26 protein-coding genes and 1 pseudogene are annotated in these 24,462 nt (G+C 57.4%); 18 read left to right on the top strand and 9 right to left on the bottom strand.

All coding sequences use genetic code 11. The features are described from left to right. Window positions 1-6: 6 nt before the first annotated feature. The 11 genes from rimO to hflX all read left to right on the top strand — a co-directional run bounded on the left by rimO (window position 7) and on the right by hflX (window position 11,591). The gene (rimO, locus tag DWZ01_RS08125; RefSeq protein WP_117848607.1) at window positions 7-1,356 is read left to right on the top strand and encodes a 30S ribosomal protein S12 methylthiotransferase RimO; all 1,350 of its coding nucleotides are present in this window, start codon (window positions 7-9) and stop codon (window positions 1,354-1,356) included. Between the two features lie 99 nt (window positions 1,357-1,455). After that, window positions 1,456-2,004, top strand: coding sequence for a CDP-diacylglycerol--glycerol-3-phosphate 3-phosphatidyltransferase (pgsA, locus tag DWZ01_RS08120; RefSeq protein WP_231500751.1), 549 nt, complete (start codon window positions 1,456-1,458; stop codon window positions 2,002-2,004). A gap of 12 nt (window positions 2,005-2,016) precedes the next feature. Next, entirely contained in the window at window positions 2,017-2,547 is a 531-nt protein-coding gene (locus DWZ01_RS08115) for a CinA family protein (protein WP_117848603.1), read from the top strand. Between the two features lie 257 nt (window positions 2,548-2,804). Next, a complete protein-coding gene (gene recA, locus DWZ01_RS08110) occupies window positions 2,805-3,953 on the top strand; it encodes a recombinase RecA (RefSeq protein WP_022094695.1) in 1,149 nt (382 codons plus the stop codon). An 11-nt stretch (window positions 3,954-3,964) separates the two neighbouring features. After that, the gene (locus DWZ01_RS08105) at window positions 3,965-4,657 is read left to right on the top strand and encodes a regulatory protein RecX (RefSeq protein WP_117583193.1); all 693 of its coding nucleotides are present in this window, start codon (window positions 3,965-3,967) and stop codon (window positions 4,655-4,657) included. 257 nt (window positions 4,658-4,914) lie between these two features. After that, a complete protein-coding gene (gene rny, locus DWZ01_RS08100; RefSeq protein ID WP_117848601.1) occupies window positions 4,915-6,465 on the top strand; it encodes a ribonuclease Y in 1,551 nt (516 codons plus the stop codon). Between the two features lies 1 nt (window position 6,466). Next, a complete protein-coding gene (locus DWZ01_RS08095; protein WP_006235981.1) occupies window positions 6,467-7,552 on the top strand; it encodes an ATP-binding protein in 1,086 nt (361 codons plus the stop codon). 74 nt (window positions 7,553-7,626) lie between these two features. Then, a complete protein-coding gene (locus DWZ01_RS08090; RefSeq protein WP_006235982.1) occupies window positions 7,627-7,944 on the top strand; it encodes a stage V sporulation protein S in 318 nt (105 codons plus the stop codon). Between the two features lie 49 nt (window positions 7,945-7,993). Then, the gene (gene miaB, locus DWZ01_RS08085; protein WP_117848599.1) at window positions 7,994-9,364 is read left to right on the top strand and encodes a tRNA (N6-isopentenyl adenosine(37)-C2)-methylthiotransferase MiaB; all 1,371 of its coding nucleotides are present in this window, start codon (window positions 7,994-7,996) and stop codon (window positions 9,362-9,364) included. Then, window positions 9,364-10,302 carry a tRNA (adenosine(37)-N6)-dimethylallyltransferase MiaA gene (gene miaA / locus DWZ01_RS08080; protein WP_117770341.1) on the top strand — a complete coding sequence of 313 codons (939 nt, stop codon included), beginning with the start codon at window positions 9,364-9,366 and terminating at the stop codon, window positions 10,300-10,302. Before miaB ends, miaA begins: the two co-directional genes overlap by 1 nt. After that, complete coding sequence (gene hflX / locus DWZ01_RS08075; RefSeq protein ID WP_117770342.1) at window positions 10,302-11,591, top strand: GTPase HflX; 1,290 nt, start codon at window positions 10,302-10,304, stop codon at window positions 11,589-11,591. The genes miaA and hflX overlap by 1 nt, the downstream gene beginning before the upstream one ends. On the opposite strand, the gene DWZ01_RS08070 is transcribed toward hflX, so the two are convergent. Both DWZ01_RS08070 and lexA read right to left on the bottom strand, forming a co-directional pair. Then, window positions 11,576-12,280, bottom strand: coding sequence for a heparan-alpha-glucosaminide N-acetyltransferase (locus DWZ01_RS08070; protein ID WP_117770343.1), 705 nt, complete (start codon window positions 12,278-12,280; stop codon window positions 11,576-11,578). The two genes, hflX and DWZ01_RS08070, sit on opposite strands and share 16 nt — an antisense overlap. Next, window positions 12,280-12,924, bottom strand: coding sequence for a transcriptional repressor LexA (gene lexA, locus DWZ01_RS08065; RefSeq protein ID WP_147332642.1), 645 nt, complete (start codon window positions 12,922-12,924; stop codon window positions 12,280-12,282). The genes DWZ01_RS08070 and lexA overlap by 1 nt, the downstream gene beginning before the upstream one ends. A 160-nt stretch (window positions 12,925-13,084) precedes the next feature. On the opposite strand from lexA, the gene DWZ01_RS08060 reads away from it, so the two are divergent. From DWZ01_RS08060 to dut, 3 genes are read left to right on the top strand one after another with little or no spacing between them, the layout of a single operon-like run. Next, window positions 13,085-13,537 (top strand): LysM peptidoglycan-binding domain-containing protein, encoded by a 453-nt coding sequence (locus DWZ01_RS08060; RefSeq protein ID WP_117770344.1) that lies wholly within the window; start codon window positions 13,085-13,087, stop codon window positions 13,535-13,537. A 51-nt stretch (window positions 13,538-13,588) separates the two neighbouring features. Continuing rightward, window positions 13,589-14,032: a transcriptional regulator NrdR gene (gene nrdR / locus DWZ01_RS08055; protein WP_022093781.1), complete on the top strand. Its 444-nt coding sequence runs from the start codon at window positions 13,589-13,591 to the stop codon at window positions 14,030-14,032. Between the two features lie 4 nt (window positions 14,033-14,036). Then, window positions 14,037-14,480: a dUTP diphosphatase gene (dut, locus tag DWZ01_RS08050; RefSeq protein WP_117770345.1), complete on the top strand. Its 444-nt coding sequence runs from the start codon at window positions 14,037-14,039 to the stop codon at window positions 14,478-14,480. A gap of 392 nt (window positions 14,481-14,872) precedes the next feature. Here dut and DWZ01_RS08045 read toward each other — a convergent pair whose 3' ends face one another. Further along, entirely contained in the window at window positions 14,873-16,222 is a 1,350-nt protein-coding gene (locus DWZ01_RS08045; protein ID WP_233504654.1) for a glycosyltransferase, read from the bottom strand. A 69-nt stretch (window positions 16,223-16,291) separates the two neighbouring features. Between DWZ01_RS08045 and DWZ01_RS08040 the strand changes: the two genes are divergently transcribed. Both DWZ01_RS08040 and DWZ01_RS08035 read left to right on the top strand, forming a co-directional pair. Next, window positions 16,292-17,230, top strand: a complete 939-nt coding sequence (locus tag DWZ01_RS08040) for an NAD(P)/FAD-dependent oxidoreductase (RefSeq protein ID WP_117770346.1) — start codon at window positions 16,292-16,294, stop codon at window positions 17,228-17,230. A 153-nt stretch (window positions 17,231-17,383) separates the two neighbouring features. Beyond that, window positions 17,384-17,995: a DUF1836 domain-containing protein gene (locus tag DWZ01_RS08035; protein ID WP_199411392.1), complete on the top strand. Its 612-nt coding sequence runs from the start codon at window positions 17,384-17,386 to the stop codon at window positions 17,993-17,995. A gap of 55 nt (window positions 17,996-18,050) precedes the next feature. On the opposite strand, the gene DWZ01_RS08030 is transcribed toward DWZ01_RS08035, so the two are convergent. The 6 genes from DWZ01_RS08030 to DWZ01_RS08005 all read right to left on the bottom strand — a co-directional run bounded on the left by DWZ01_RS08030 (window position 18,051) and on the right by DWZ01_RS08005 (window position 22,900). Continuing rightward, window positions 18,051-18,917 carry a DegV family protein gene (locus DWZ01_RS08030; RefSeq protein ID WP_117848597.1) on the bottom strand — a complete coding sequence of 289 codons (867 nt, stop codon included), beginning with the start codon at window positions 18,915-18,917 and terminating at the stop codon, window positions 18,051-18,053. A 164-nt stretch (window positions 18,918-19,081) separates the two neighbouring features. Continuing rightward, window positions 19,082-20,209 carry an NlpC/P60 family protein gene (locus tag DWZ01_RS08025; protein WP_055285172.1) on the bottom strand — a complete coding sequence of 376 codons (1,128 nt, stop codon included), beginning with the start codon at window positions 20,207-20,209 and terminating at the stop codon, window positions 19,082-19,084. 32 nt (window positions 20,210-20,241) lie between these two features. Continuing rightward, window positions 20,242-20,772 carry an adenine phosphoribosyltransferase gene (locus DWZ01_RS08020; RefSeq protein WP_117770348.1) on the bottom strand — a complete coding sequence of 177 codons (531 nt, stop codon included), beginning with the start codon at window positions 20,770-20,772 and terminating at the stop codon, window positions 20,242-20,244. Window positions 20,773-20,812: 40 nt separating this feature from the next. After that, window positions 20,813-21,691: a MerR family transcriptional regulator gene (locus DWZ01_RS08015; protein WP_117770349.1), complete on the bottom strand. Its 879-nt coding sequence runs from the start codon at window positions 21,689-21,691 to the stop codon at window positions 20,813-20,815. A gap of 3 nt (window positions 21,692-21,694) precedes the next feature. Beyond that, a complete protein-coding gene (locus DWZ01_RS08010; RefSeq protein WP_006236002.1) occupies window positions 21,695-22,129 on the bottom strand; it encodes an FHA domain-containing protein in 435 nt (144 codons plus the stop codon). Between the two features lie 66 nt (window positions 22,130-22,195). Then, window positions 22,196-22,900, bottom strand: a complete 705-nt coding sequence (locus tag DWZ01_RS08005; RefSeq protein WP_040359866.1) for a CDP-alcohol phosphatidyltransferase family protein — start codon at window positions 22,898-22,900, stop codon at window positions 22,196-22,198. Window positions 22,901-23,288: 388 nt separating this feature from the next. Here DWZ01_RS08005 and DWZ01_RS08000 point away from each other — a divergent pair, with 388 nt between their 5' ends. Next, window positions 23,289-24,017, top strand: coding sequence for a lantibiotic protection ABC transporter ATP-binding protein (locus DWZ01_RS08000; protein ID WP_117848595.1), 729 nt, complete (start codon window positions 23,289-23,291; stop codon window positions 24,015-24,017). Beyond that, window positions 24,014-24,462, top strand: a pseudogene (locus DWZ01_RS07995) (hypothetical protein); the annotation flags it as partial. The gene DWZ01_RS08000 and the pseudogene DWZ01_RS07995, both read left to right, overlap by 4 nt.

The following is a 24,462-nucleotide window of genomic DNA, read 5'->3' as shown; positions in this document are numbered from 1 at the left end:
TCCAACATGGATACACCGTTGGGCTCCGTGCTCTACATCACCCTCGGGTGCGCTAAGAACGAGGTTGACACCGACCGCATGCGTTCTCTTTTGACCGCCGCGGGCTACGAGGAGGCATTCGACCCACAGGATGCCGATATCGCCATCGTCAATACATGCTCGTTCCTCGCCTCCGCAACGTCCGAGAGCATCGAGACCACGCTCGAGCTCGCCAACGAGGTTCAGGACGGCGTTCGTTCTTGTCCCATCGTCATGTGCGGCTGTGTGCCGTCGCGCTATGGCGACGACCTGCCTGACGAGCTGCCCGAGGTCGCTGCCTTTGTGAAGGCCGACGAGGAGGACGGCGTCGTGGCGGTCATCGATGGCGTGCTGGGTGTCGAGCGTGAGATTGCAGCCTATATCCCGCAGGTCAAACGTACCGTCGAGGGTGCTGTCGCCTACGTCAAGATTTCCGATGGCTGCAACCGCTTCTGCAGCTTCTGCATGATTCCCTACATCCGCGGCCGCTATCATTCGCGCAATGCCGAGAGCATCATCTCCGAGGTGCGCGACCTGGTTGCCGGCGGTGTGCGCGAGATCGTGCTGATCGGCCAGGACACGGGCATCTGGGGTACCGACTTTGCCGACGAGGACGTCGCCGATGGCTCGCCGCGCAATCTGGCGCAGCTGCTGCATGCCGTCGCCGAGGCCGTGCGCCCGCACAACGTCTGGGTCCGCGTGCTCTATCTGCAGCCCGAGGGCATGACCGACGAGCTTATCGATACGATTCGCGATATGCCCGAGGTGCTGCCCTATATCGATATCCCCGTGCAGCACTGCGACGCGCGCATCCTCAAGGCTATGCGCCGTTCTGGTTCGCGCCAGGAGCTCGAGGACCTGTTCCGCGATCTGCGTGAGCGTATCCCCGGCATCGTGATCCGTTCCACGGCCATGGTCGGCTTCCCGACCGAGACCGACGACGAGTTCCGCGACCTTATCGACTTTATGGACACCGTCGGCTTTGACTACACGAGTGTCTTTGCCTACTCGCAGGAGGAGGGCAGCCTGGCCGCTAAGATGGAGGGTCAGGTCGATGAGGAGGTCAAGCTCGAGCGCGCCCAGGAGGCCATGGACCTGGCCGAGTCGCTCGGTTTTGCCGCCACCGCCGCACATGTGGGCGAGCGCGCCCAGGTGATTGTCGACGGCATCGAGGAGACCGAGGACGGCGCCGAGCTGATCGGCCATGCTTGGTTCCAGGCGCCCGATTCCGATGGCGCGGTGCACTTGGACGCCAGTGAGGCGTCCGTGGGCGATATTCTGACGGTCGAGTTTACCGATAGCTTCTGCTATGAGCTTATCGGTCATGTTGTGGAGTAGGAGAGCGTCGTGGCTAACGAGAGCAATAAGGAACTGACGAGTGTCTGGACGCCCGCCAACATCGTGACGTGCGTTCGCATCGTCTTTATCCCGGTGTTCATGATCGTGTCGGCGCTTTCTCACACGAGTGTTGCCGGTACAGATTGGAGCACCTTCGACGGCCCGCTCGCCGCCGCTGCCTTCATTCTGTATGTGATCCTGTCGTGCACCGATAAGGTCGACGGTTATCTGGCGCGTTCGCGCAATGAGATTACCGACTTCGGTAAATTCTTGGACCCCATTGCCGATAAGCTGCTGGTGTTCTCGGCTCTGCTGCTGTTCTTGGATTTTGGCGCTGTGACCGTGTGGTCCGTGTTCATTATCCTGTTCCGTGAGCTTCTGGTGAGCGCCCTTCGCATGGTCGCGAGTGCCGCCGGCGTGGTCGTTGCCGCCGATAAGCTTGGCAAGTACAAGACGGCGACCACGATGGTCTCCATCTGCGGTTACCTGTGCGTCTTTGCTATGGCCGGCTTGCACCTTGGCCCGCTGGCGCTGACGCTCGGCATCTACTCGGTGTCGCGCTTCCTGTACGCCGTTGCCGTTGTCCTGACCGTTATCTCGGGCGCCCAGTACTTCTGGAACTGCCGCAAGATCGTCTTTTCGGTCTAGGTTCTGGTGGGTATGACGGGCTCTTTTGAGCAGATTTCCGCACATAACGAGGAGCTGGCGCGTCATATTGTCGAGCGCGCGAGCGCTCGGGGCGTGACGGTTTCGACGGCTGAGTCGCTGACAGCGGGTATGATCGCCTCGACGATTGCCGATATCCCGGGCGCCTCGGCGGTGCTGCGTGGCGGTGCGGTGACCTACTGCGATGAGATCAAGCATCGCGTTTTGGGTGTTGATCAGGAGACGCTCGACCGCTATACCGCGGTGTCGCATCAGACCGCGCGCGAGATGGCGGCGGGTTCGCTGGAGCTGTACCAGAGCGATATTGCAGTGAGCGCAACGGGTTATGCCGGCCCCGGCGGCGGCACTGAGGACGATCCGGCTGGCACTTTCTATATTGGCTGGGCGTATCGCGCGGCTGATGGGGAAGTGCCGGTCGTGGACTCTGTGCGCTGCCACTATGAGGGCGACCGTTCGTGTGTTCGTGCCCATGCGGTCGCGGAGGCATTGGGACGCATTGCCCTTGTGCTCAACTCTATGGAATAGACGTGTTTTAAGGGGCCTTCGGGCCCCTTAATTGTGGAGATAGGGACCCCTGACGAATTTAGCGTTTGCGCTGGTCATAGGTGTATTTTTGCCTTTCTTGTTCTTATTTGCCCCTTTGTGGTCAAGCATTTGGTCAGTGTTTGGTCGGCGTTTGGTTGGGTTTTGGAAAGACTGCCTGCATATGATTGGCCTGAACGGTTGACCACGAACAGCCGTTCGTTTATTATCGATGCAGGTTGTTAAGAGGAGGGCTATTCATGGCCAAGAATTCAGGTCCCGTACGTACCGTTCATGCTCGCACGACGGGTAAAGAGCGCGATGAGATGATCGCCACCACCAAGGCCGAGATCGAGAAGAAGTTCGGTCAAGGCTCCATCATGAGGTATGGTGACGGCGGCCCCGAGCTTGAGGTTGAGGCCATCCCCACGGGCGCTCTGGCACTCGATGCCGCTCTGGGTATCGGCGGTGTGCCGCGCGGCCGTATCGTCGAGATTTACGGTCCTGAGTCCTCCGGTAAGACGACGCTTTCGCTCGAGATCCTGGCCGAAGCCCAGGCAATGGGTGGCGTGGTGGCATTTATCGATGCCGAGCACGCGCTCGATCCCACGTATGCCGCGCGCATTGGCGTGGATATCGACGAGGTACTGATTTCCCAGCCTGATACGGGTGAGCAGGCGCTCGAGATTGTTGACATGCTCGTGCGTTCCGGCGCCATCGATGCCATCGTCGTCGACTCCGTCGCCGCGCTGACCCCGCGTGCCGAGATCGAGGGAGAGATCGGCGATACCACGGTCGGATTGCAAGCTCGTCTGATGAGTCAGGCGCTCCGCAAGCTCGCCGGCTCGCTGTCCAAGTCCAACACGACATGCATCTTCATTAACCAGCTGCGAGAGAAGATCGGCGTCATGTTCGGCAACCCCGAGACCACGACGGGCGGCCGCGCCCTTAAGTTCTTCTCTTCGGTGCGTATCGACATTCGCCGCATCGACAGCATTAAGCTTAAGGATGAGGTTATCGGTAACCGCGTGCGCGCCAAGGTCGTTAAGAACAAGGTGGCAGCTCCGTTCCGTTCTGCTGAGTTCGACATCATGTACGGTACGGGCATCTCTAAGGAGGGCTCGATTCTGGACATGGCTGTCGAGTGCGGCATCTGCAAGAAGATGGGCTCCTGGTTTGCCTATGGCGAGGACAAGCTCGGCAACGGTCGCGAGGCCGCCAAGGCGTTCCTGCGCGAACACCCTGATTGCGCCGACGAGATTGAGCATAAGGTCCGCCTTGCCTGCGGGCTTGAGTTTGACGACGATGCTCCATCCGAGGTCGAGCTGACCGATCAGCCTGCGCCTGAGGAGTTTGACGAGCTTTACGCCATCGATGGTTCCGCCATGCTCGATGATGACGACGAGTAGCGGTTACGCTCATGTCGTATACGGTGACCGAGGCCACGGTCGTCTTTCCCGATAAGAAGGCGGCCTCCTCGTTCTCGAACGGGTATGCGTCCAAAAAGCCTTGCGCACATATCGATTGTGAGCTTGAGGGCGGTTTTGAGCGGTCCATTTGGATTCCCGTGCGGGTCGCGCGCCTGTATGTCAAAAACCGCCCCGATCTTCCCTGTGATTGGGACAACTTTCGTGAGGCGGTGCAGCTCGTCGAGCGTAAATGTGCACTTACCATGGTGACCGAGATGTTATCGCGCCGCGACCATGCGACGGGCGAGGTCCGTGACAAGCTGGCTCGCTACGGCTTTCACCAGACCGCGATCGATTTCGCCGTCGAGCGCGCCACCGAGTATCGCTTTTTAGACGAGAACCGCTTTTGCTCGTACTTTATCGAGGAGCGCAAGCGGCGCGGTTGGGGACAGCGCAAAATCGAGACCGAGCTCAAGCGCCGTCATGTCGTGCTCGATGACATTCCCGGTTATCCCGAGGATTATTTTGCCGTCGAAGACGATTTGGCGCGTGCGTCAGCCCTGCTCGCCAAGCGGCGTGTCCCAGAGACGCGCGGATTCGAAAAACTGGTTCGGTTTTTGATGGGCAAGGGCTTCTCGTATCATATCGCCGCCGATGCCGTTAAGGCACGTCTCGATGCCGAACGTGAGGAATGTGCGGTTTAGGCGTATGCGTTTTGTGGCCCTGCCGTTCACCGCGTTTTAGCCGCCGTGCTGGGGCCATTTATTTGACAGTTGTTGTGGTTCAACGTACGATAAACAATGTCATTTGCTTTGTGATATGTGCTCATCTGTAATGAGTTTGTTTATATGTTTATCTGTATCCGACCCGCATAAGCTGCGCCCATATTACTCAAATGTCGCGAGCCGTTCGTAAGGACGGTTCGCTTTGTTGTGTAACGAATCCATAAAAAGGAGTGAGCATGCCTATCATCGCAGCGCTCGTTGGCATCATTTTGGGTGCCATCGCCGCCATTGCCTACATGCGCACCGCCAAGCAGGGTAGTCTTCACGAGGCCGACGAAAAAATCCAGTCGGCACACGCACAGGCTGAGTCCCTGATCGGTGATGCTAAGCGTCAGGCCGAGACCCTCAAAAAAGAGGCTCTGCTCGAGGCTAAAGAGGAGATCATCAAGAACAAGCAGGCCGCTGAGGCCGAGGACAAGCAGCGTAAGAACGAGATTCGTACGCTCGAGAACCGCGTGATGCAGCGCGAGGAATCCCTCGATCGCCGCAACGACGCTCTCGACAAGCGCGAGCATCAGCTGTCCAGCCAGGCCGGTCAGGTCGAGAAGCGCTCCCGTGAGCTCGAGGAGCTCTGCGCAAAGCAGACCTCCGAGCTCGAGCGTATCGCCGACCTTACCCGCGAGGACGCCCACAAGGAGCTCCTCGATAAGGTTCGCGGCGAGGTCACCCACGAGGCCGCCACGATCATTCGCGAGTCCGAGCAGCAGGTTCGCGCCGAGTGCCACAAGACCGCCCAGGAGATTCTGTCTCTGGCGATTCAGCGCTGCGCTGCCGATCACACTGCCGAGGTCACCGTTACCTCCGTGCACATTCCCTCTGATGACCTCAAGGGCCGTATCATCGGTCGCGAGGGTCGCAACATCCGGACCTTCGAGCAGGTTTCCGGCGTCAACCTCGTGATCGACGACACTCCCGAGACCGTCGTTCTTTCGAGCTTCGACCCGGTCCGTCGTGAGACCGCCCGTGTCGCCCTCGAGAACCTCATCGCCGACGGCCGCATTCACCCTGCCCGTATCGAGGAGATGTATCACAAGGCTGCCGACCTGGTTCAGCAGCGCGTGCGCGAGGCTGGCGAGCAGGCTGCCTTCGATACCGGCATCCACGATCTGCACCCCGAGATCGTCAAGACCCTTGGTGCCCTGCGCTACCGTACCTCGTTTGGTCAGAACGTGCTTCAGCATTCCCTCGAGGTCTCTGATCTGTGCGGCGTGATGGCTTCCGAGCTTGGCCTGGACGTTGTGACCGCCAAGCGCGCCGGCCTGCTGCACGACCTGGGCAAGGCAATCGACCATGACGTCGAGGGCCCGCATGCCGTCATCGGCGCCGAGCTTGCCCGCCGTTATGGCGAGAAGCCCGTTATCGTTCACGCTATCGAGGCTCACCATGCCGACGTCGATCCCAACACGGTGCTCGATGTCCTGGTACAGGCCGCCGATGCTGTCTCTGCCTCTCGCCCCGGTGCCCGTCGCGAGTCTGCCGAGAACTACATCAAGCGTCTTGAGAAGCTCGAGGAGATCGCCAACTCCCATGAAGGCGTCGAGCGTACCTATGCCATGCAGGCTGGTCGTGAGGTCCACGTCATGGTTCAGCCGGACAAGATCTCCGATGCCCAGTCCACGGTCCTGGCTCACGACATCGCCCATCAGATCGAGGAAGAGATGGAGTATCCCGGTCAGGTGCGCGTCGTCGTGATTCGCGAGAGCCGCGCTGTCGATATCGCTAAATAACATGAGCGACGCGAACGAGCTCATCTCATTTATCGCGTCGATGTCGGGGGAGGGCAACCTTCGCGTCGAGGAGAACCTTGGCGAGGGGTATGTCCGCCTCCGCGTTTCGGAGGCCGAGCGTCGCCAGGCAAAGCACGACATTCAGCATGTCGAGGATATCGTCATCGAAATGCTCCGTAATGCTCGCGATGCTGGCGCCGACAAAGTCTATCTCGCTACGACCAAGGAAGATGGCGTCCGCACGCTTGTCTTTCTGGATAACGGTTCGGGCGTTCCGCAGGATATGCAAGAGCGAATCTTCGATGCTCGCGTTACCTCCAAGCTCGAGAGCATGAAGATGGACCGTTGGGGCGTTCACGGTCGTGGCATGGCATTGTTTTCGATCAAGCAGAACACCGACGAGGCCCGTGTGGTCACGTCCGGTGTCGATCTTGGTTCAGCCTTTAAGGTGAGCGTTGCGGCCGACCGCCTCAGTGAGCGTGCCGATCAGTCCAGCTGGCCCCAGGCCGTCAAGGATGAGGACGGACGTTATGTCTGTGCTCGCGGCCCGCATAATATTATTCGCGCTGCCTGTGAGTTTGCGCTCGAGGAGCTGCGTGGTTGCGATGTCTATCTTGGTTCTCCGTCTGAGATTGCCGCGACCCTTTATGCTCAGGCGTCAAGTCGGCTCGATACGTCTCGTCTCCTGTTTATTGATGACGAGAGCGAGCTTCCGGTTGTCGATCGTTTAGGCCTTGCCTCTGATGCCGAGGACTTTATCCGTATCTGCTCGGGTTTGGGTCTTGAGATGTCCGAGCGCACGGCACATCGCATTTTGGCAGGGCAGATTAAGCCCGTTCGCGGTGTGACTGCGCGTCTGCTGCGCGAGCGTGATTCGTCCTCGCATGCGCCGGCTCCTGTCGATCTCGCGAAGGATCGTCGCGGGCTACGTATTGCCAAGGATGACATGGCACAGTTTTCGCGTGCTGTGGAGCGCGACTTTAATGACCTTGCCGCCCGGTACTATCTCAACCTTTGCGGCGACCCAAAGATTCGCGTTTCGCGTGATCGAATCACCGTGACCTTCGATCTTGCCAAAGAGGAATAGTGCCTTTACCGAGTCCACTCGGTACGATAAAGTTATTGCAGTTAAAACGTACTTTTAAACGCAGGAGTTTCTTCATGGATTGCCTGAAGGTATCAAGCAAATCATCGCCCGCGTCCGTTGCCGGCGCCATCGCCGGCATGGTCAAGGATGGTGTACCCGTCAACATCCAGTGTGTCGGCGCCGGTGCGGTTAACCAGGCCATTAAGGCCGTGGCTATCGCGCGCGGTTTTTTGATTCCAACCGGTTTTGATATTTCCTGCGCGCCCGTGTTCTCCGACATCCTCATTAATGGGGAGTCGCGCACGGCCATCCGCCTTTCTATCTACGTTCACCAGATCAATCGAGCTGCAATGGATAACGTCGTCATGGATGATGTTAAGCCTGTGGCATAGCTTCTGCTTGCCTCGATTCGCCTCCCTTCCATCGTTAGGACTTATGCACATGGACCAGCGTTCCGTACGCGATATTCTTGCCGGTAAAACCTACTTTATCCGCACCTTTGGCTGCCAGATGAATCAGCACGACTCTGAGCGCGTGAGCGGTCTGCTCGATTCGTATGGTTGCCTTATGGCACTCGATCCCGAGCATGCCGATATTGTTGTCTTCATGACATGCTGCGTGCGCGAGGCCGCTGATACTCGCCTGTACGGTCAGTGCAATTCCTGCAAAAGCCTACCGCCTTCGCCTTCGGGCAAGCGCGTGGTTGCCGTTGGTGGTTGCATCGCGCAGCGCGATGGCGAGGGGCTGCTCACCAACGTCGATAACGTCAATGTCATCTTTGGTACGCATTCCATCGCACATGTGGCCGAGCTCATTGCCGAGGCGTTCCTTGACGGCAAGCGTCATATCCGCACCAATGAGCATGAGGATAGGGATGCCATGAGCATGCCGTGGCATCGCGAGACCCAGTATCACGCCTGGGTGCCCATCATGACGGGCTGCAATAATTTCTGCACCTATTGCATCGTGCCGTACGTGCGCGGTCGCGAAAAGAGCCGCCCCTTCGAGGAAATTGTCGACGAGGTGACCGGTTTGGTGCGCCAGGGCGTGCGTGAGATTACGCTGCTGGGCCAAAACGTTAACTCATATGGTCGCGATCTGTTTGGCAAGCCGCGTTTTGCCGATCTGCTGCGTGCCGTGGGCGATACGGGTGTGGAACGCATCTTCTTTACGTCTTCGCATCCCAAGGACCTGTTGCCCGAGACCATCGACGCCATGGCCGAGACGCCTGCCGTTATGCCGCAGCTGCACTTGGCCGTCCAGTCAGGTTCGACGCGGATCCTCAAAGAGATGAATCGCCGTTATACACGCGAGGACTATTTGGGCCTGGTCGATCGCATTCGCAACCGTATGCCCGATATCGCGCTCTCGACCGACATTATCGTCGGCTTCCCAGGCGAGACTGAAGAAGACTTTGAGCAGACGCTCTCGCTTGCCGAGACGGTCCGCTATGCCCAGGCCTATACCTTCATCTATTCCAAGCGCGCCGGTACCCCGGCCGCCGAGATTGACGATCCTACGTCGCATGAGGTTATTCTCGAGCGTTTCAACCGCCTGGTTAAGGTTATCGAGACCACGGCACATGAGTATAACCAGGGTGAGCTTCATACTGTGGTGCCGGCGCTCATTGAGGGAACGAGTAAAAAGAACGACGCGGTCCTGCTTGGCAAGAGTCCCAAGAATCAGACCGTGCATGCGCCTATCCCCGAGGGTTACAGCATCGATCAGCTTGTTGGCAAGATCGTTGATGTTGACGTTGACGTTGCCAAGACCTGGTATTTGTCCGGTTCCGTTGTGGGCGAGCCGCGCTAATGGTTTCTTCCGAGGCAGGTCTTTCCGCCGTTGCGATCGTCGGTCCGACGGCGGTTGGTAAGAGTGATGTTGCCGACCGTTTGGCCGCTCGTCTTTCGTCCGAAGTGCTGTCGTGCGATGCGATGCAAATCTATCGCGGCATGGACATCGGTACCGCAAAGATGGCGCCCGATGAGTGTACGGCGCCGCTGCGTCTCGTCGACATTGTAGAGCCGGGTGTGGCATATTCTGCTGCGCTTTATCAGGCTGACGCTCGCGCGCATGTTGAACGTCTCCTTGGTTCGGGTTGCCTGCCGGTTTTTTGCGGAGGTACGGGGCTGTATCTCAAGGCCGCCCTAGATGAGATGGATTTTCCCTCGGGCGAGCTTGAGGACGATCGCCGCGCGGAGTATCAGGAGCTTGCCGAGCGCATTGGCGAGGAAGCGCTGCACGCGCTGCTTGCCGAGCGTGACCCCGAGTCCGCTGCGGTCATCCACCCCCATAATGTTCGTCGCGTGATTCGCGCGCTCGAGATGCATGATGATGGTATCTCCTATGCACAGCAAAAAAGTCAGTTTAGTGTTCCGCGCGAGCATTATCATGCCCTATGGTTTGGTCTGACGCGTAATCGCGAGGTGCTCTACGAGCGCATTAACTTGCGTGTCGATATGATGTTTGAGCAGGGTCTTGTCGATGAGGTCCGCGGTCTTATGGGGCAGGGGCTGGGAGATGCCCTGACGTCGATGCAGGCAATTGGCTATAAAGAGATTATCGATGCCTTTAACGGCGTGATTTCTATGGATGAGGCTCGCGAACTCATCAAGATGCGTTCGCGTCGCTATGCCAAGCGTCAGCTTTCGTGGTTTAAGCGCGATGACCGCATCGTGTGGTTTGATATGGATGAATGTACGATCGATGAGGTCGTTGAGGATATCCTGCATCGTATTGAGGCTGCCTAATGGCCCGTTTCCCCCTTGTTCCCACGTCGCCCGAGCCCGAGCGTGCCATTTTAGTTGGTGTTGAGTGGCGCGACAATGCATGGCCACTCGGTCGATCGCTCGATGAGCTGGAGCGCCTTGTCCATACGGCTGGTGCCCAGTGCGTGTCTCGCTTGTCTCAGCGTTTGGTAAAGCCGTATCCTAAATCGTTTATCGGTTCCGGTAAGGTTGAAGAGCTGTGCGGCCTGGTACATCGTATGGATGCCGATGTCGTTATTTTTGACGACGACCTGACGCCCTCGCAGCAATCCTATTTGGAGAAAGCCGTGGGCGAGCCGGTAAAGATTATCGATCGTACGGCATTGATCTTGGATATCTTTGGCCTGCATGCTCAGACGCGTGAGGGGCGCCTACAGGTACAGCTGGCACAGCTTCAATATCTGTTGCCCCGTCTGCGTGGCATGTGGAGTCATCTCGCCAAGGAACAGACGCGCGGCGGCATCGGCTCACGCTTTGGTCAGGGCGAAAGTCAGCTCGAGGTCGACCGTCGCCTCATTCGCAATAAGATTGCCGCGCTTCGTCGTGAGCTTAAGCAGGTTGAACAGCGTCGCGATGTTCAATCCAAGAGCCGCATTGAGTCACCGGCGTTTCGCGTCGCGTTGGCCGGTTATACTAATGCGGGTAAATCGACGTTGCTCAATCGTCTGACCGGATCTACGGTACTTTCGCAGGACAAGCTGTTTGCTACGCTCGACCCGACGACGCGTTCGTATCGCCTGCCCGGCGGTCGCGGCATGACGATTACCGATACCGTCGGCTTTATTCAAAAGCTGCCGCATGGTCTGGTCGATGCCTTTAAATCGACGCTTTCCGAGGTGTTAGGTGCCGATCTTATTCTCAAAGTCGTAGATGCGTCTGATGAGGACTATGAGCGGCAGCTCGAGGCGGTCGATCGCGTGCTTGATGAGATCGGCGCTGGAGAGCGTTTAACGCTGACCGTATTCAATAAAATCGATCTTCTCGATAGCGTTGATCGATTGAGCTTCCGTCGTCGCTATCCCGAGGCCGTGCTGTTCTCGGCCCAGACGGGCGAGGGACTCGACGATCTCGTCGACCGCATTGCTCGTGAGGCGGCTGCCACCGATGTGTTGCTCTCTGCTGATATCCCGTATCGTGAGGGCGCCCTCATCACGCTGGTGCATGAGCAGGGAACCCTTCTGCATGAGGAATATCTAGAGGACGGAGTTCGCATTGTGGCGAAGTTGCCGGCCCGAATCGCGCCGCGTCTAGAGCGTTACCGCACCGAGTAGGCGAGCTCCAAAATGCCCAGAATGATGGGCTGATGCAGCAGATAAAAGGGGAGTGCATGACGTCCAAGGCTGGCGAGCGCCGGCAGGGGGTTGGCGTAGGCCCAGCTTGGGGCGGTCTTACCGATTCCCTGCGCTATGTGTGCGGCGAAGTATCCTGCAAGATACATAAAGATAAACGGGATGATGGGGTAGTAATCACCTGAGATAAATCCAGGGCTCGGAAATCCTAGCCACGCCAGGTATGGGACAGGGTAGGTCGTCTTGGGGATGCTCCAGGTGAGGGCGAACAACACAAGGCATAGGGACATGCCCCATCTCGCCGAAATCTTTTTAAGGACGGGATCGGTCAACGCGACGATGCCGGTACATGCGGCCATACAGTAGATGATGCCAAAATTAACCGAATCGTCTACTGAGACAAGTGTTGTTGCCAACCAGACGACGAGTGCTGCTAAGGCGTATTTGGCGGCACGTTTGATATTGTTGCGCGAAAGAGTGCACATCCAACCCGCGATAAACAAGAATACCCAGCTGATGCTGGCGCGCCAGATGTCTTGAAAGACAGTCTGGGTAAACCAGGGCATATCCCAACCGTACAGGTAGGCGAGATCGTAGCAAGCGTGAAAACCTGCCATTGAAATCATCGTAAACCCGCGGACGGTATCAAAGATGGTGATGCGTTTTTGCATTACGAGAACCGGCGCATCAAGCCGACGACTTTGCCCAAAATAACGGGATTTGTTGTATAGATAGGCTCCATGGTGTCATTCTCGGGCTGCAGGCGTACGCGTCCCTGCTCCTTGTAGAACGTCTTGACGGTCGCTGAACCATCAATCATGGCCACGATAATTTCGCCGTTCATGGCACTCTTTTGTTCACGGACGATGATGTAATCGCCATTGAAGATGCCGACATTGATCATTGAGCTCCCATGCACCTCAAGGATAAAGGAACCCTGATCAGTGGCGATTTCGGTCGGGATAGTAAACGTGTCTTCGATATTCTGCTCGGCCAGAATGGGAATCCCAGCCGCGACGCGACCAACGAGCGGTAGCGAGACCGTTCCGCGAGGTGCGGTGGGCTCGTCAGATTTAGAAATTGAGACAGAGGAACCGTCCTCGTTAAAGAGTTCCAGGGCGCGCGGTTTGGTGGCATCGCGCTTGAGTAGCCCGCGCGCCTCCAGGGCAGATAGATGGGCGTGCACGGTGCTGGGGGAGGAAAGGCCCACGGCAGAAGCCATCTCGCGCACGCTGGGCGGATAACCCTTCTCCTGCTGATATTCCTTGATGAAGTCGTAAATTTGCTGCTGACGCTTGGTAATTTTGCGAGCCATCAGGGCATCCTCTCTACCCATGTCAAACAAATGTTCGAATTTTGCTTGACAGGAACAACTGTTCGAAGATAATAATAACCGAACATTCGTTCTCGCGCTAGACATTTTTGTCCGCGCGGCTTGATAAAACTGTTCTCAGCAAAACACGCGAGAGGAGAACATGATGAACGCAACGAATATGGTCCAGGGAAACCTCGCCCTTAAGCTCGAGACGCCTGCAGAACCCACTTTTACGGTTGTTCAGGGTGGCCGCTCCGGCTTTCAGCCTTTGACCGTAAAGCCTGCCCGCAATCAGCAGGCTGTACTCGCGCCAGCTCGCGTTGCCCTGAAGGTTCCGACGATTGTCGCCGTTGCCGTTGCGCTTACGCTCTTCTTTGTCCTCGCTACGTCGGTCTTTAGCGCTCGTCACGCCGCGTATGCCGAGTCCGTTTCCAACGTTACCTACGAGACCATTCGCGTTCAGCCTGGCGATTCTCTTTGGTCTCTTGCCGAGGAATATCCAATCGAAGGCCTTTCCACGCAAGAGACTTCCGACATGATCCGTAACGTCAATCATCTGGAGCATGGTTCGCTCGCCGCCGGTGCGCATCTTAAGGTTCCTGCTCGTTCGTAATCATTATCGCGCTGCGCATGGTACCCTTGTTATCGTTTAAGAGGAGGTACCATGCGCTGTCCCAAATGCGGCAAGGCACATACCCGCGTCGTTGATTCCCGTATGCAGGAGTCAAATAACACCATTAAGCGCCGTCGCGAATGTTGCTCGTGTAACTACCGCTTTACAACGTTCGAGCGATGCGAAGACCCAATCGAGGTCATTAAGTCGGACGGAACCAAGCAGCGGTTCGATCGCAATAAGCTGCTCGTCGGCTTGATGCGCGCCACCATCAAGCGTGATATCGACACTAAGAAGCTCAATGAGATTATCGACGATATCGAGGTCGAGCTGCGTTCTCGTACGCTGACGGCCGTCACGTCCCATGAGTTGGGTGACATGGTGCTCAAGCGCTTGGCCAAGATCGACAAGGTGGCGTACATCCGCTTTGCCTCGGTCTACCGCGATTTCAAAGACGTCGATGAGTTTCTGCAAGAGCTCGACAAGCTAAGGTGATTCCATGTCCAACATTACCGTCAACATAAAGCGTCTCGACCCCACCGTTGAGCTTCCCAAATACGCCCATCCCACCGATGCCGGCTTGGATCTGCGCTCCAACGAGGACTGTGTTCTGAAGCCCTTCGAACGCCGTCTGGTCTCTACTGGGTTGGCCATCGCCCTGCCCGACGGCTACGCCGGCTTTGTCCAGCCCCGCAGCGGCTTGGCCATCAAGCAGGGCCTGTCTATAGTCAATACGCCGGGCCTCATCGACGCCCACTACCGAGGAGAACTCAAGGTTATCCTCATCAACCTGGATCCCTCCAACAACATCCAAATCAACAAAGGCGACCGCATAGCCCAACTCGTCATCCAAGAAGTCCCCACGGTCAACCTCGTAGAAGTAGAAGAACTAGACGAAACCGACCGAGGCAAAGGAGGCTTCGGCTCCAGCGGCGTCGCCTAGGGGCGCTCGTATCCCGCCCGCCCGGGGCTTACCTATATCATTCCATGCTCAAACATTCTCGCGTCGCTTCGCTCGCTGCGAAACTGCGCGTGGAACGATATAGGTAAGCCCCGGGCGGGCGGCTACTCGCTTGAAACAATATTTACTTTTCTAGTAAGCCGATGCGATAAAGGGGCGCCTCCTTTGTCGCATCGGCTTACTGTATTTATATTTTCCTGTTTTGCCTTTGCAGGTTCTAATGGAGGGGAAACCGAAGTAGCTGCTAGTAAGTAAACGCAGCCGTTCTGCCGGAGCCGCCCTTATATCGTTCCACGCGCAGTTTCGCAGCGAAGCGAGAATGTTTGAGCATGGAATGATATAAGGGCGGCTCCGGCAGAGCGGCGGACATTCGACTAGCGGATATGCGCGGGCTTTCCTCCCCAGTAGAAGCGGCAGAAGGCTCGTTTGCGCTTTTGGGGTTTGCCTACGAGCTCCATGGTTGCGATGGCTATATCTTCGGCTGCGTGGGGGCGGCGTAGTACTTCGCCGTTGATGAGTAGGGCTTTGAGTGATTCGGGATGATCGTGCAGATGGCGCAGGGTTACGATGAGTTCTCGTGCGGTGGTGACATGCATGCTGGCGCCCATTCCGGTGAGCATCGTGGTGTTGGCCTTTTCCTGGCCATAGGACTTGCCCAGCAGGATCATCGGCAGATGCGCGCACAGACACTCGGTGACGGTGAGTCCGCCCGATTTGAGGATTGCCAGGTCGCAGCCGTGCATGAGGGCCGCCATGTCGTCCACGTAGTCCAGAACCGTGACGTTGTCGAGCTTCATGGCGTCGAAGAGCGTTTTGAGTCGGGTGGCGTATTCCTTATCCTTGCCCGGTAAAAAGACAAAGTGCATGTCCTCAAAGCTGCGTAAGAAGGGGAGCGTGTGGTCCATCGCGGCACGGAAACGCACGTATGGTTGGGGCAAACTGGCGCCGGCCATCACCAATACGACGGTTTTGTCTATGGGGAGATTGAACTTGCTCAGCTCATCCTCGCGTTTGTAATCTGAATCGAAACCGGCTCGGATGGGGATGCCCGTTATGCGGATCTTTGACTCGGGAACCTTGCGCGGGCGCAGCGTTTCGGCCATAAACTCGTTGGCTACGCAGAATAGGTCGGTGTCCTTGTGGGGCCAAAAGCCTTCGACTTCATAGTCTGTTGGTACGCAGATGACCGGGTAATCGATACCCGTGATGACGCGGGCGCCCACAGCAACATTGGCTGCCGTAATGTGTGTTGCAACCACGGCCATGGGCCTGCGGGTGCGGACGTATTCGTTGAAGGCGGGGAACATAATACGTGACCATGCCGTGCCGCCACCCCAGAGCAGATGTCCCGTAAACGTATATCGCCAGGTTAGGTCATATATGGGGCGCGTGGCGCCGGTAAACGAAGCCGCTGTTTTATTACCATCGAACCTAATGCGTCCAAAATCGAGGATATCCAGGACTTCGATCTCAACATCCTCAGGGATTCCCTTGGTGCCGCGGATAAGATCAAATGCTTGTGCAATCGCGTTGGCGGCGGCTTTGTGGCCCGATCCAACCGATGCGTGCACAATGGTTACTAGGGGTTTTTGTGCAGGTGAAACGGTCATTAGCTCCGGTTGGGGAGTGGCTTGCATGGGCAGGGGAGCGCTATTGCTCGTCTGCGTTTGATCCATCGATAACTCCCCTTCAGCTTTGTTACGCGATTTATCATTGTAGTGCATGAGTGTCATGTTCACGTAAATTTGGGTATGAGCGCAAAGAACGCCAATCTTTCGACAGGAGGTCTCTTCATGACTACCCATCAGCCGATCGATGTTGCTATTATCGGCGGCGGCCCTGCGGGCTATGCTGCAGCCATTTACGCGGCGCGCGCCAACCTAACGACGACTGTGATTGAGCAGGGCATGTCGGGAGGACAGATCGCCACAACCAATGAGGTCGAGAACTATCCGGGCATTCCGCTCTTGAGTGGCGCCGAACTCGGCGAGCGTTTTCAGCAGCATGCAGAAGGCCTGGGAGCACAGGTTACATGGAGCATGGTTACGGGTATCGATTACGATGCCGATACAGCGCTGTTTACGGTGCATCACGATTTGGGCGATACGTCGGCCTCGAGCGTTATCGCTTGCATGGGTGCCACGCCGCGATCTGCTGGTTTTGTTGGCGAGGATGCGTATCGCGGTCGCGGCGTTTCGTATTGCGCGACGTGCGACGGCATGTTCTTTCGCGGCAAGCAGGTTTTTGTCATCGGCGGCGGCAATGCTGCCTGCGAGGAAGCTCTGTTCTTGTCAGAAATCGCCAGCAGCGTGACCATCGTTTTGCGCCGCGATCAGTTCCGTGCCTCCGATGGTGTGGTTCAAAAAGTTCTTGCAAAAGATAATATTTCAGTTAGGTACCAAACTAGTATTGTGGAGCTCTCGGGCGAAGCCATGCCAACGACGATCACCTTTAAGGACAATGCATCCGGCGAGACTCATGCCGAGTCATTTGAGCCCGGCTTTTTCGGCATCTTTGTCTATACCGGGACGCAACCCCATACCGAACTTGTCGAGCATCTAGTCGATCTGGCGCCTGATGGCGGCATTCTGACTGATGAATCCATGGCGACCCGCACGCCAGGTCTATTTGCCGCTGGCGATATCCGTTCCAAGCGTTTGCGCCAGGTTGTGACCGCGGTTTCTGACGGAGCCATAGCGGCAACCAGCGCATACGCATTTCTCCGTAGATAAGTACGATAATATATCTTATGTAAGGTTGTTATCAATTAACTAAATGGTGGGACGATGCATCAGTGCGTTGTCCCACCAATTTTCTTGTCTGCTATGTGGTATGCAAAACTAGATAACGTAGAATACAATATAGAAAATGAACGGAGGAACCTTATGAACCACGTTAAACACGTTATTCCGATGTCCGATTCGTCGGTCAGCATTAAGCCTGAGGATATTCAGCCCACTGTGCTGCCCGATGCATTTATTCAGTCCGATATCGTGCGCAAACTTAATACGTTGAGCCTGCCGCGCTATGACCAGTTGCCCAATGTGACGCTCTACCGCGACCAGGTCATTGAGTATGTTGCGCTGTGGATGGAGCCGCTGTCCCTTTGCGTTGAGCAGCCTATCATTACGCCATCGATGATCAATAACTACGTAAAGGTTGGCCTGGTGCCTGCTCCGGTCAAAAAGCAATATGGCCGCGAGCAGATTGCCCGCCTGATCGCTATCTGCATCTTTAAGCAGGTGCTACCTATTGCTGCGGTGCAGGCACTCTTTAACATTCAGCGATTGAGCTACGATGCCCCGACGGCCTTTGATTATGTGGTCGATCAGCTCGAGGCATCGATTCGTGCGGCGTTTTCCGTCGAGCAGACTCCCGTGCCCGATACGGCGCATCAGGTAACGCGTGAGTCGCTGCTTGTGCGCAGCGCGGTATCGTCCTTCGTTTCGAAGGCGTACCTGATGAGCTATCTCAAGTTCAACGGGTTTAGTAGTTAATTGATTTGAAAGGTGGTGGGACAAAGAATTACTGACTAATTTGTCCCACCTGACTCTATTTGCCCGAAGCTACGCCCATGCCGTAGCCGATGATGAGGCCGTGCATCTCGGCGTAATAGGAATCCAGGCCGTTGCAGGGCATGATGATGGTCTTGGAGCCGGGCCAATGCTCGACTATGCGGTCAGTAAGCGCCTGGGCTCCAGCTTCGTTCTCAACGTGATCGATGACGACCTCACCGCCCGTAAAGCCCTCGGCTTCCATAGTGTCGATGATCTTGTTGAGCATCTTCTTTTCGCCACGCGTGTGCCCGACGAGTTCGATTTTACCGGCCTCACTCGCTGTGCCCAAAATGCGGATAGTGAGCTTGTTGGCAATGACGCCGGCTGCCTTAGGGATACGTCCGGCTTTGGCGAGGTTTTCGTAATTGCACAAACTGAAGAGGATTTTGCTGTTCTGTTCAAGGCTATCGAAGTATGCGCAAGCATCCTCGAATGAGACATTCGGATTGCTTGCAAGATAGCGGTCGAACAGCAAGAAAATGAGGTCCATTTTGCCGCCAGCTGCGCGTGAATTGACTAGATGAATCTGTCGGTCGGGCTCCTCGGCAAGAACCATATCGCGAGCCGTGGCTGCCGCGTTGTAGCTGCCCGACACGCCCTCAGAGATCGGCATGCAGATGGTCTTGTCTGCCAATTTGAAGAGCTCGGCCCACTCCCCTACGCTGGGACAAGCGCTCGAAGAAGCGTTCGTCTCCGCCTGAACAGCGCAGTTGAGCTCATGAACATCGAGCGAAAGGTCATCGACGAATTCATGCTCCCCCACTCGAATTTTGAGGGGCGCAAATGCAAAGGTGGTATGGGGCGCGGTCGGTTGCCAATCGCGGAGGTTGCAGCTTGAATCGGAGATAAGTGCCCAGCTCATAGAGGGTCCTTTCTAATCGTTCCCATTCAATTATAGCCATCTTGCAGACCGATTGGGCCGCTATCTAGTATTCAAAACTAGATAGCGGACTGCACTAAAGGCAAAAGAATGGACCCCATGACTCAAAGCCACGAGGTCCATATCCGTTTGCTTTATCTGAATACTTAGTAGCGCACGAAAATGTAGTTGTTGTTCATGCCGGCGGCAACGGAGCTGATGATAACACCCGTGTTGTAGTCAGAAGCATGAATCATCTGACCACCACCGATGTAAATGCCGGTGTGGTACGAGTTGACTACAACGTCACCGGGCTGCGGATCGGACACACGCGTCCAGCCCATAAAGGTGCCCGTGGTGCCCAGGCGGCAATAGCGACCAGTAAGGCAATAGCTTACAAAACCAGAGCAGTCGAAGCTGTTCGGGCCAATTCCGCCCCAGGAATAGGCGCAACCAAGCTTGCTGTATGCACGCGAGACAACAGAACCGCCGTCGACGGACTGGCTCGGAGCAGAAGGCGTCGGAGCCGGAGCAGGCGTGGAGGGCTGCGGCGTCGGAGCAGGTGCCGGCGTAGGAGCCGGAGTGTTGCCGCCCTGGTTGTTGTTATTGCTGGTCTGGCCACCGTTGTTGGTGTTCTCGGTCGTACCGGCAGTCTCGTTGCTCACCGTGGCCTTCTCGGCGGTGCTGGCGTTGATGCCGGCCTGCAGCGCGGCGTTGGCCTCGGCCTCGGCGGCAAGCTCGGCCTGCAGCTGCGAATCCAGGGAGTTTACGACGTTCTGGGCTTCAGCCTGCTGGGCGTTAAGCTCGTCGACCTTCTTTTGCGTGGCGGCGACGTTCTTCTCCTGCTCGGCCTGCTTATCGGTGAGCTGCTGCTTAAGCTCCTTGACCTCTTGAATGGTCTGAGCTTGCTTATCGGAAACTTTGCCGTAGTAGAACAGACGGTTGAGCATATCGCTCAGGTCATCGACACCCGTCAGAACCTGAAGCAGGCTCAGACCGCCGGTTTTGTACTCGCCGGCGACATAGGTTGAGAGCTTAGCCTGACCATCGGCGATCTCCTGCTGCTTTTGCGTGATCTCGCCGGCAGTCTGATCGAGCGCCTGCGTCTGCGTGGCGAGCTCATCGTAAATCTGCTGAGTTTGGGTACCGATCTGCTCGAGCTTCGTACGAGCAGCGGCAAGGTCGGATGCGGTATCGGCGTAGGCAGGAGCCGCGAGGCCCAAGCCCAAAACACAAGCGAGGGTTGCCGTAGCAGCGCAGCGTGCCATGTTTTTGTGCGTGTTTGCTGTGCGCATGTAGCTTCCTTTCCAGTAACTAAGGGTAACGGCTAGTCCACCGTCACCAGGCTAAAGAGCTCCACATCGTCATCAGACGGCGTGAGCTTCTCGCGCGGGTTGAGAAACGCAAGCTCAAGGATACAACCGTAACCGATAAGCTTTGCGCCCATATCTCGCACCAGTTTACCTGTTGCCTCGACGGTTCCGCCCGTCGCGACCAAGTCGTCCAGAATCAACACGGTATCTTTAGAGCTGATAGCGTCGGCATGGATCTCAATGGAATCCGTTCCGTACTCGAGCTCGTAGCTCTGGCTCACAGTCTTGCGCGGTAGCTTGCCCGGTTTACGTGCGGGAACAAAGCCGGCGCCAAGGGCTACAGCTACCGGTACGCCAACCATAAAGCCGCGAGCCTCGGGACCCACGACCTTGGTGATTCCCATGCCGGCAAAGTGCTCGGCGAGGGCATCGGTCATGGCTTTGAGCGCCTCGGGATTGCCAAAGAGCGGCGTGATGTCTTTAAAGATGACTCCGGGCTCGGGATAGTCGGGGATGTCGACGATTTGAGATTCGAAGTCGTACATTGCATGACCTTTCAATGGGTTCCCGAAATTTCAGCAGCGGTTATTTGCCCGCGGTGGCGGTGCCGGATTGCGAAGGGGGGACGACCTTGAGCGGCTTGACGAGAGAATCCTTGTGCGAAGCCGGCGCGGCTATCTCTTCGTTTTTGGCCTTGGTGGACTCGGAGCGAGTGATTTCCTCATCGAGTGCATCGATGTCGGCGTCCTCGACCACGGCGTTGAGCGACTCAAAAACGCGGTTCTTGAGCAGCGCGGTGTGCACGCCCTCCGTCAGGTCGTGAAGCTTCTTAAACGCACGCTCGAGCTTGGCGTCGCGCTCGTCATCGGAGGTATCCATGCCGAGCATGCTCACAAGCACCTGCTCAAACATCGAGGACTCGCGGTTGGCGGAAGACACGTACTGACGCAGGTTGCGCGGCTCGATATGGAAGCGCGACAGCTCGGAGCAGTAGCGGATGATCGGAAAATCGCGACCATCGACAAGCTCGCGATTCTGCGGACTCTTGATGATGCGAATGAGGTCGTTCTCGGCGAGCGAGCGGATAAACGAAATTTCGACGCCCAACATATCGGGAATGGTCTCGATGGGATGCAGCTTTTGCTTAGTCTCCTTGGGCTCCGTCTTGAGCGGAACATCGGATAGCAAGCCCACCTCGTAGGCGAGCGTTGACAGGTCCGTGGCGTTTTCCAAGCGCTGCTTAATCACGTTGAGCGGCATGTAGCGGGTCTTCTGCAAGTGCAGGATGACCTCCAGACGATCAACGTCCTCCTTAGAGTACTGACGGTATCCCTTAGGCGTACGATGAGGGGTAATGAGCCCCTCATCCTCTAGAAATCTAATTTTTGAGTTCGAAAGATCGGGGTATGCGCCTCGAAGTAGGTTGACGACTTGGCCGATACTCAGATAGTTGCGTTCGGCCATGCCCTACTCACCGGTTTCGATGCGCTCCGGCGTGCTCTCGTGGTAGATGAGCGTAAACGTACCGATCTGAACGGAAGAACCGTCGTGCAGCGGGGCTGCATTGACAATGGCACCGTCGACCCAGGTACCATTGAGCGAGCCCAGGTCCTCGATGCGAGCGCCGAGGCCCTCGCGAATAATGCGCGCGTGGCTGCGCGAAACGGTCATGTCATTAAGGAAGATGCCGTTCGCGGGATCGCGGCCGATGGTGGTCACGTCGTCCTCGAGCTCAAAGGCGGCACCAGTCTGCGGACCCTTGACGATGGACAGGACGGGGGCGGTGATGCGCACGTTGGCCATGAGGTCGGGAACGGTGACGTCGCTTGAAGGCACGCGGAATACGCAGGTAGCGTCAGCAGTCTTATCATTCTGAGGCATATTGTTAACCATGTTGTCCATGACAACCCCTAACTTATCGCGGACGTGCCGCAAATAATGAACCGTACGTAATCATACCCCAACGAATCAGTCTTCGATTTCAGGGTTCAGAAAGTCGATGTCCTCGTCCTCGGGATGCGCGAGAGCCTGTTTAATGGCCACTCCGCCCTTAATGGAGTAGATGACAGCCGTGAGCATGGAGAAGATCACGCCGCCGTACACAAAGAAGATGCCGAGGGGCACCGAGCTTCCGTTGAGGCCCGGGAAGGCCGTAAGGGTTGAAGATAAAAGGTGCAGGCCGTCAATAACGGGGAAACCGAGCAGCATGAGTGAGAAGCCGGTCATGAGCAGCGCCGTGGCAATCTTTCCGGGAAAGACCACATCGATGGGGCGACGGTGATAATGACGCACGATAAGCGTGCCGATGCCCAGATAGATGTCGCGGCCAATAATGAGTACGCAGACCCAGATGGGCAGCTCTCCGCGGACCACCAGTCCAAGTACGCCGGTGAACAGCAGCGCACGGTCGCAAATGGGATCCATGACCTTGCCGAGCCACGAGACCGTCTTAGTCATGCGGGCGATCTGACCGTCCATCCAGTCGGTGGAGGCGGCAACGGCGTAGATAACGATGGCGATGACACGGTTGTTATCCGTCACAAACAGGTACAGAAATACCAGGGTGAGGATCAGGCGCGTAAAGGTGATGAAATTGGAGATCGTAAAGATCTTATTCGACGGGTAATCGGAAGTGCCGATAAGCTCCTTTTTGATCTTCTTTTTGATGCCCACAGGACTCCCCCGCTGGTTAACGACAAAACTTTCGATACTATACCCGTTCCAGCGATGTCTATCCAGCGCAGCCATAGAGAGTCCAGACATGTGGAGGGCGCCTCTGGGCTGCGCTGGATTCTGCATTTGTGTACATCAGCCTCCAAAAGCGACATTTTTCGGCATCTTTGGTGGCTGGTGTACACGTTTTGATTCGGTGATTACATCGATCGGGAAAGTTGTTGCTTTAAGCAAATGCGTACGGGTCGAGAAGGGCTGGCACCAAAAGAGCCCAACGGCCGTTACGGCTTCGTTAGAAACGCGCCCCATCATGGATGGTGAACCCGAAAGGTAAGGCGCGCGGGCACGGCGACTCGGCCCGCGCGCCCGGAAGAGAAAGGATAAGCCCATGGATTACATGCTCGAGACGCGCGGGCTCACCAAGCGCTTCGGCCGCGGCGACCAGGCGCAGGACGCCGTGGCCGACGTGAGCCTTCATATCCGCGAGGGCGAGGTGTACGGGCTGCTCGGCCCCAACGGCGCCGGCAAGTCGACAACGCTCAAGATGATCTGCGGGATGCTGCGGCCGACGGCCGGGGAGATCCTCTTTGCCGGGCACGCCTGGCGCCGCGAGGACCTCTACGCAATCGGCAGCCTCATCGAGGAGGCGCCGCTCTACCCCAACCTCACCGCGCGCGAGAACCTGCGCGTGCGCACCACGCTGCTGGGCCTTCCCGAGAGCCGCATAGATGAGGTGCTCGCCGCCGTGGACCTCGCAGACACCGGGAAGAAGCGCGCCGGGCGCTTCTCGATGGGCATGCGGCAGCGCCTGGGGCTCGCGCTGGCGCTGATCGCCCGGCCACGCCTGCTTGTGCTCGACGAGCCCACCAACGGCCTCGACCCCATCGGCATCGAGGAGCTGCGCGACCAGATCCGCGGCTTCGCGGCGGCGGGTACGACGGTGATCGTCTCGAGCCACATCCTCTCCGAGGTGCAGCAGATGGCGGACACCATCGGCATCATCTACGGGGGGCGCCTCGCCTACGAGGATGCGCTTCGGCCCGGGCAGGACCTCGAGGAACTCTTCATGAGTTTCTGCCGGGAAGGGCGACGAGCACGCGGGGAGGTGGCGGCATGACGGGCGAGAAAGGCGGCCTGCTCGCGGGCCTGCGCGCCGAGGCCCTGAAGTCGCGCCACGCGGCACCGGTTCGCCTGGCCGTGCTCATGGCGCTGCCGATGCCGCTGCTCGGCGCGATGCCCTACCGGGGCGTGCAGATCTTTAGCGCGTGGAACTACTGGTACGCGCTCTTCCTGCCCGTGTCTCTCTCGCTCGTGGTGGCGTGCGTCGCGCGGGCGGACGCTCGCACGCGGATGCGGGGGCTTCTGGGCCTGGGCTTCCCGCTCGGGCGCGCCTGGTGGGCCAAGGCGCTCTGGTGCCTCGCTCTCTGCACGCTCTCGAACCTCGTGGTCTTCGGCATCTACCTCGCGGGATCGGCGTTCTCCTCGCAGGGCCTCACGGCCGCGGGCACCCTCACGATGCTCCTCTGCGCGCTCGCCAACACGGTGACCGCGGCGTGGATGAT

The organism is Collinsella sp. AF28-5AC (genome assembly GCF_003457875.1).
Classification (GTDB): domain Bacteria; phylum Actinomycetota; class Coriobacteriia; order Coriobacteriales; family Coriobacteriaceae; genus Collinsella.
Note: the sequence above shows the minus strand (reverse complement) of the source record. Positions and strands in the feature narration are given on the sequence as shown.

Coding starts and splice junctions, on each gene's coding strand:
- DWZ01_RS08060 (WP_117770344.1), top strand. CDS start 13,085: ATGATGAACGCAACGAATATGGTCCAGGGAAACCTCGCCCTTAAGCTC.
- DWZ01_RS08040 (WP_117770346.1), top strand. CDS start 16,292: ATGACTACCCATCAGCCGATCGATGTTGCTATTATCGGCGGCGGCCCT.
- DWZ01_RS08045 (WP_233504654.1), bottom strand. CDS start 16,222: ATGCACTACAATGATAAATCGCGTAACAAAGCTGAAGGGGAGTTATCG.
- hflX (WP_117770342.1), top strand. CDS start 10,302: ATGGCCCGTTTCCCCCTTGTTCCCACGTCGCCCGAGCCCGAGCGTGCC.
- DWZ01_RS08000 (WP_117848595.1), top strand. CDS start 23,289: ATGGATTACATGCTCGAGACGCGCGGGCTCACCAAGCGCTTCGGCCGC.
- DWZ01_RS08105 (WP_117583193.1), top strand. CDS start 3,965: ATGTCGTATACGGTGACCGAGGCCACGGTCGTCTTTCCCGATAAGAAG.
- recA (WP_022094695.1), top strand. CDS start 2,805: ATGGCCAAGAATTCAGGTCCCGTACGTACCGTTCATGCTCGCACGACG.
- DWZ01_RS08010 (WP_006236002.1), bottom strand. CDS start 22,129: ATGGACAACATGGTTAACAATATGCCTCAGAATGATAAGACTGCTGAC.
- DWZ01_RS08020 (WP_117770348.1), bottom strand. CDS start 20,772: ATGTACGACTTCGAATCTCAAATCGTCGACATCCCCGACTATCCCGAG.
- DWZ01_RS08070 (WP_117770343.1), bottom strand. CDS start 12,280: ATGCAAAAACGCATCACCATCTTTGATACCGTCCGCGGGTTTACGATG.
- DWZ01_RS08090 (WP_006235982.1), top strand. CDS start 7,627: ATGGATTGCCTGAAGGTATCAAGCAAATCATCGCCCGCGTCCGTTGCC.
- rimO (WP_117848607.1), top strand. CDS start 7: ATGGATACACCGTTGGGCTCCGTGCTCTACATCACCCTCGGGTGCGCT.
- dut (WP_117770345.1), top strand. CDS start 14,037: ATGTCCAACATTACCGTCAACATAAAGCGTCTCGACCCCACCGTTGAG.
- miaB (WP_117848599.1), top strand. CDS start 7,994: ATGGACCAGCGTTCCGTACGCGATATTCTTGCCGGTAAAACCTACTTT.
- DWZ01_RS08035 (WP_199411392.1), top strand. CDS start 17,384: ATGAACCACGTTAAACACGTTATTCCGATGTCCGATTCGTCGGTCAGC.
- nrdR (WP_022093781.1), top strand. CDS start 13,589: ATGCGCTGTCCCAAATGCGGCAAGGCACATACCCGCGTCGTTGATTCC.
- DWZ01_RS08030 (WP_117848597.1), bottom strand. CDS start 18,917: ATGAGCTGGGCACTTATCTCCGATTCAAGCTGCAACCTCCGCGATTGG.
- DWZ01_RS08095 (WP_006235981.1), top strand. CDS start 6,467: ATGAGCGACGCGAACGAGCTCATCTCATTTATCGCGTCGATGTCGGGG.
- lexA (WP_147332642.1), bottom strand. CDS start 12,924: ATGGCTCGCAAAATTACCAAGCGTCAGCAGCAAATTTACGACTTCATC.
- miaA (WP_117770341.1), top strand. CDS start 9,364: ATGGTTTCTTCCGAGGCAGGTCTTTCCGCCGTTGCGATCGTCGGTCCG.
- DWZ01_RS08015 (WP_117770349.1), bottom strand. CDS start 21,691: ATGGCCGAACGCAACTATCTGAGTATCGGCCAAGTCGTCAACCTACTT.
- pgsA (WP_231500751.1), top strand. CDS start 1,456: ATGATCGTGTCGGCGCTTTCTCACACGAGTGTTGCCGGTACAGATTGG.
- rny (WP_117848601.1), top strand. CDS start 4,915: ATGCCTATCATCGCAGCGCTCGTTGGCATCATTTTGGGTGCCATCGCC.
- DWZ01_RS08025 (WP_055285172.1), bottom strand. CDS start 20,209: ATGCGCACAGCAAACACGCACAAAAACATGGCACGCTGCGCTGCTACG.
- DWZ01_RS08115 (WP_117848603.1), top strand. CDS start 2,017: ATGACGGGCTCTTTTGAGCAGATTTCCGCACATAACGAGGAGCTGGCG.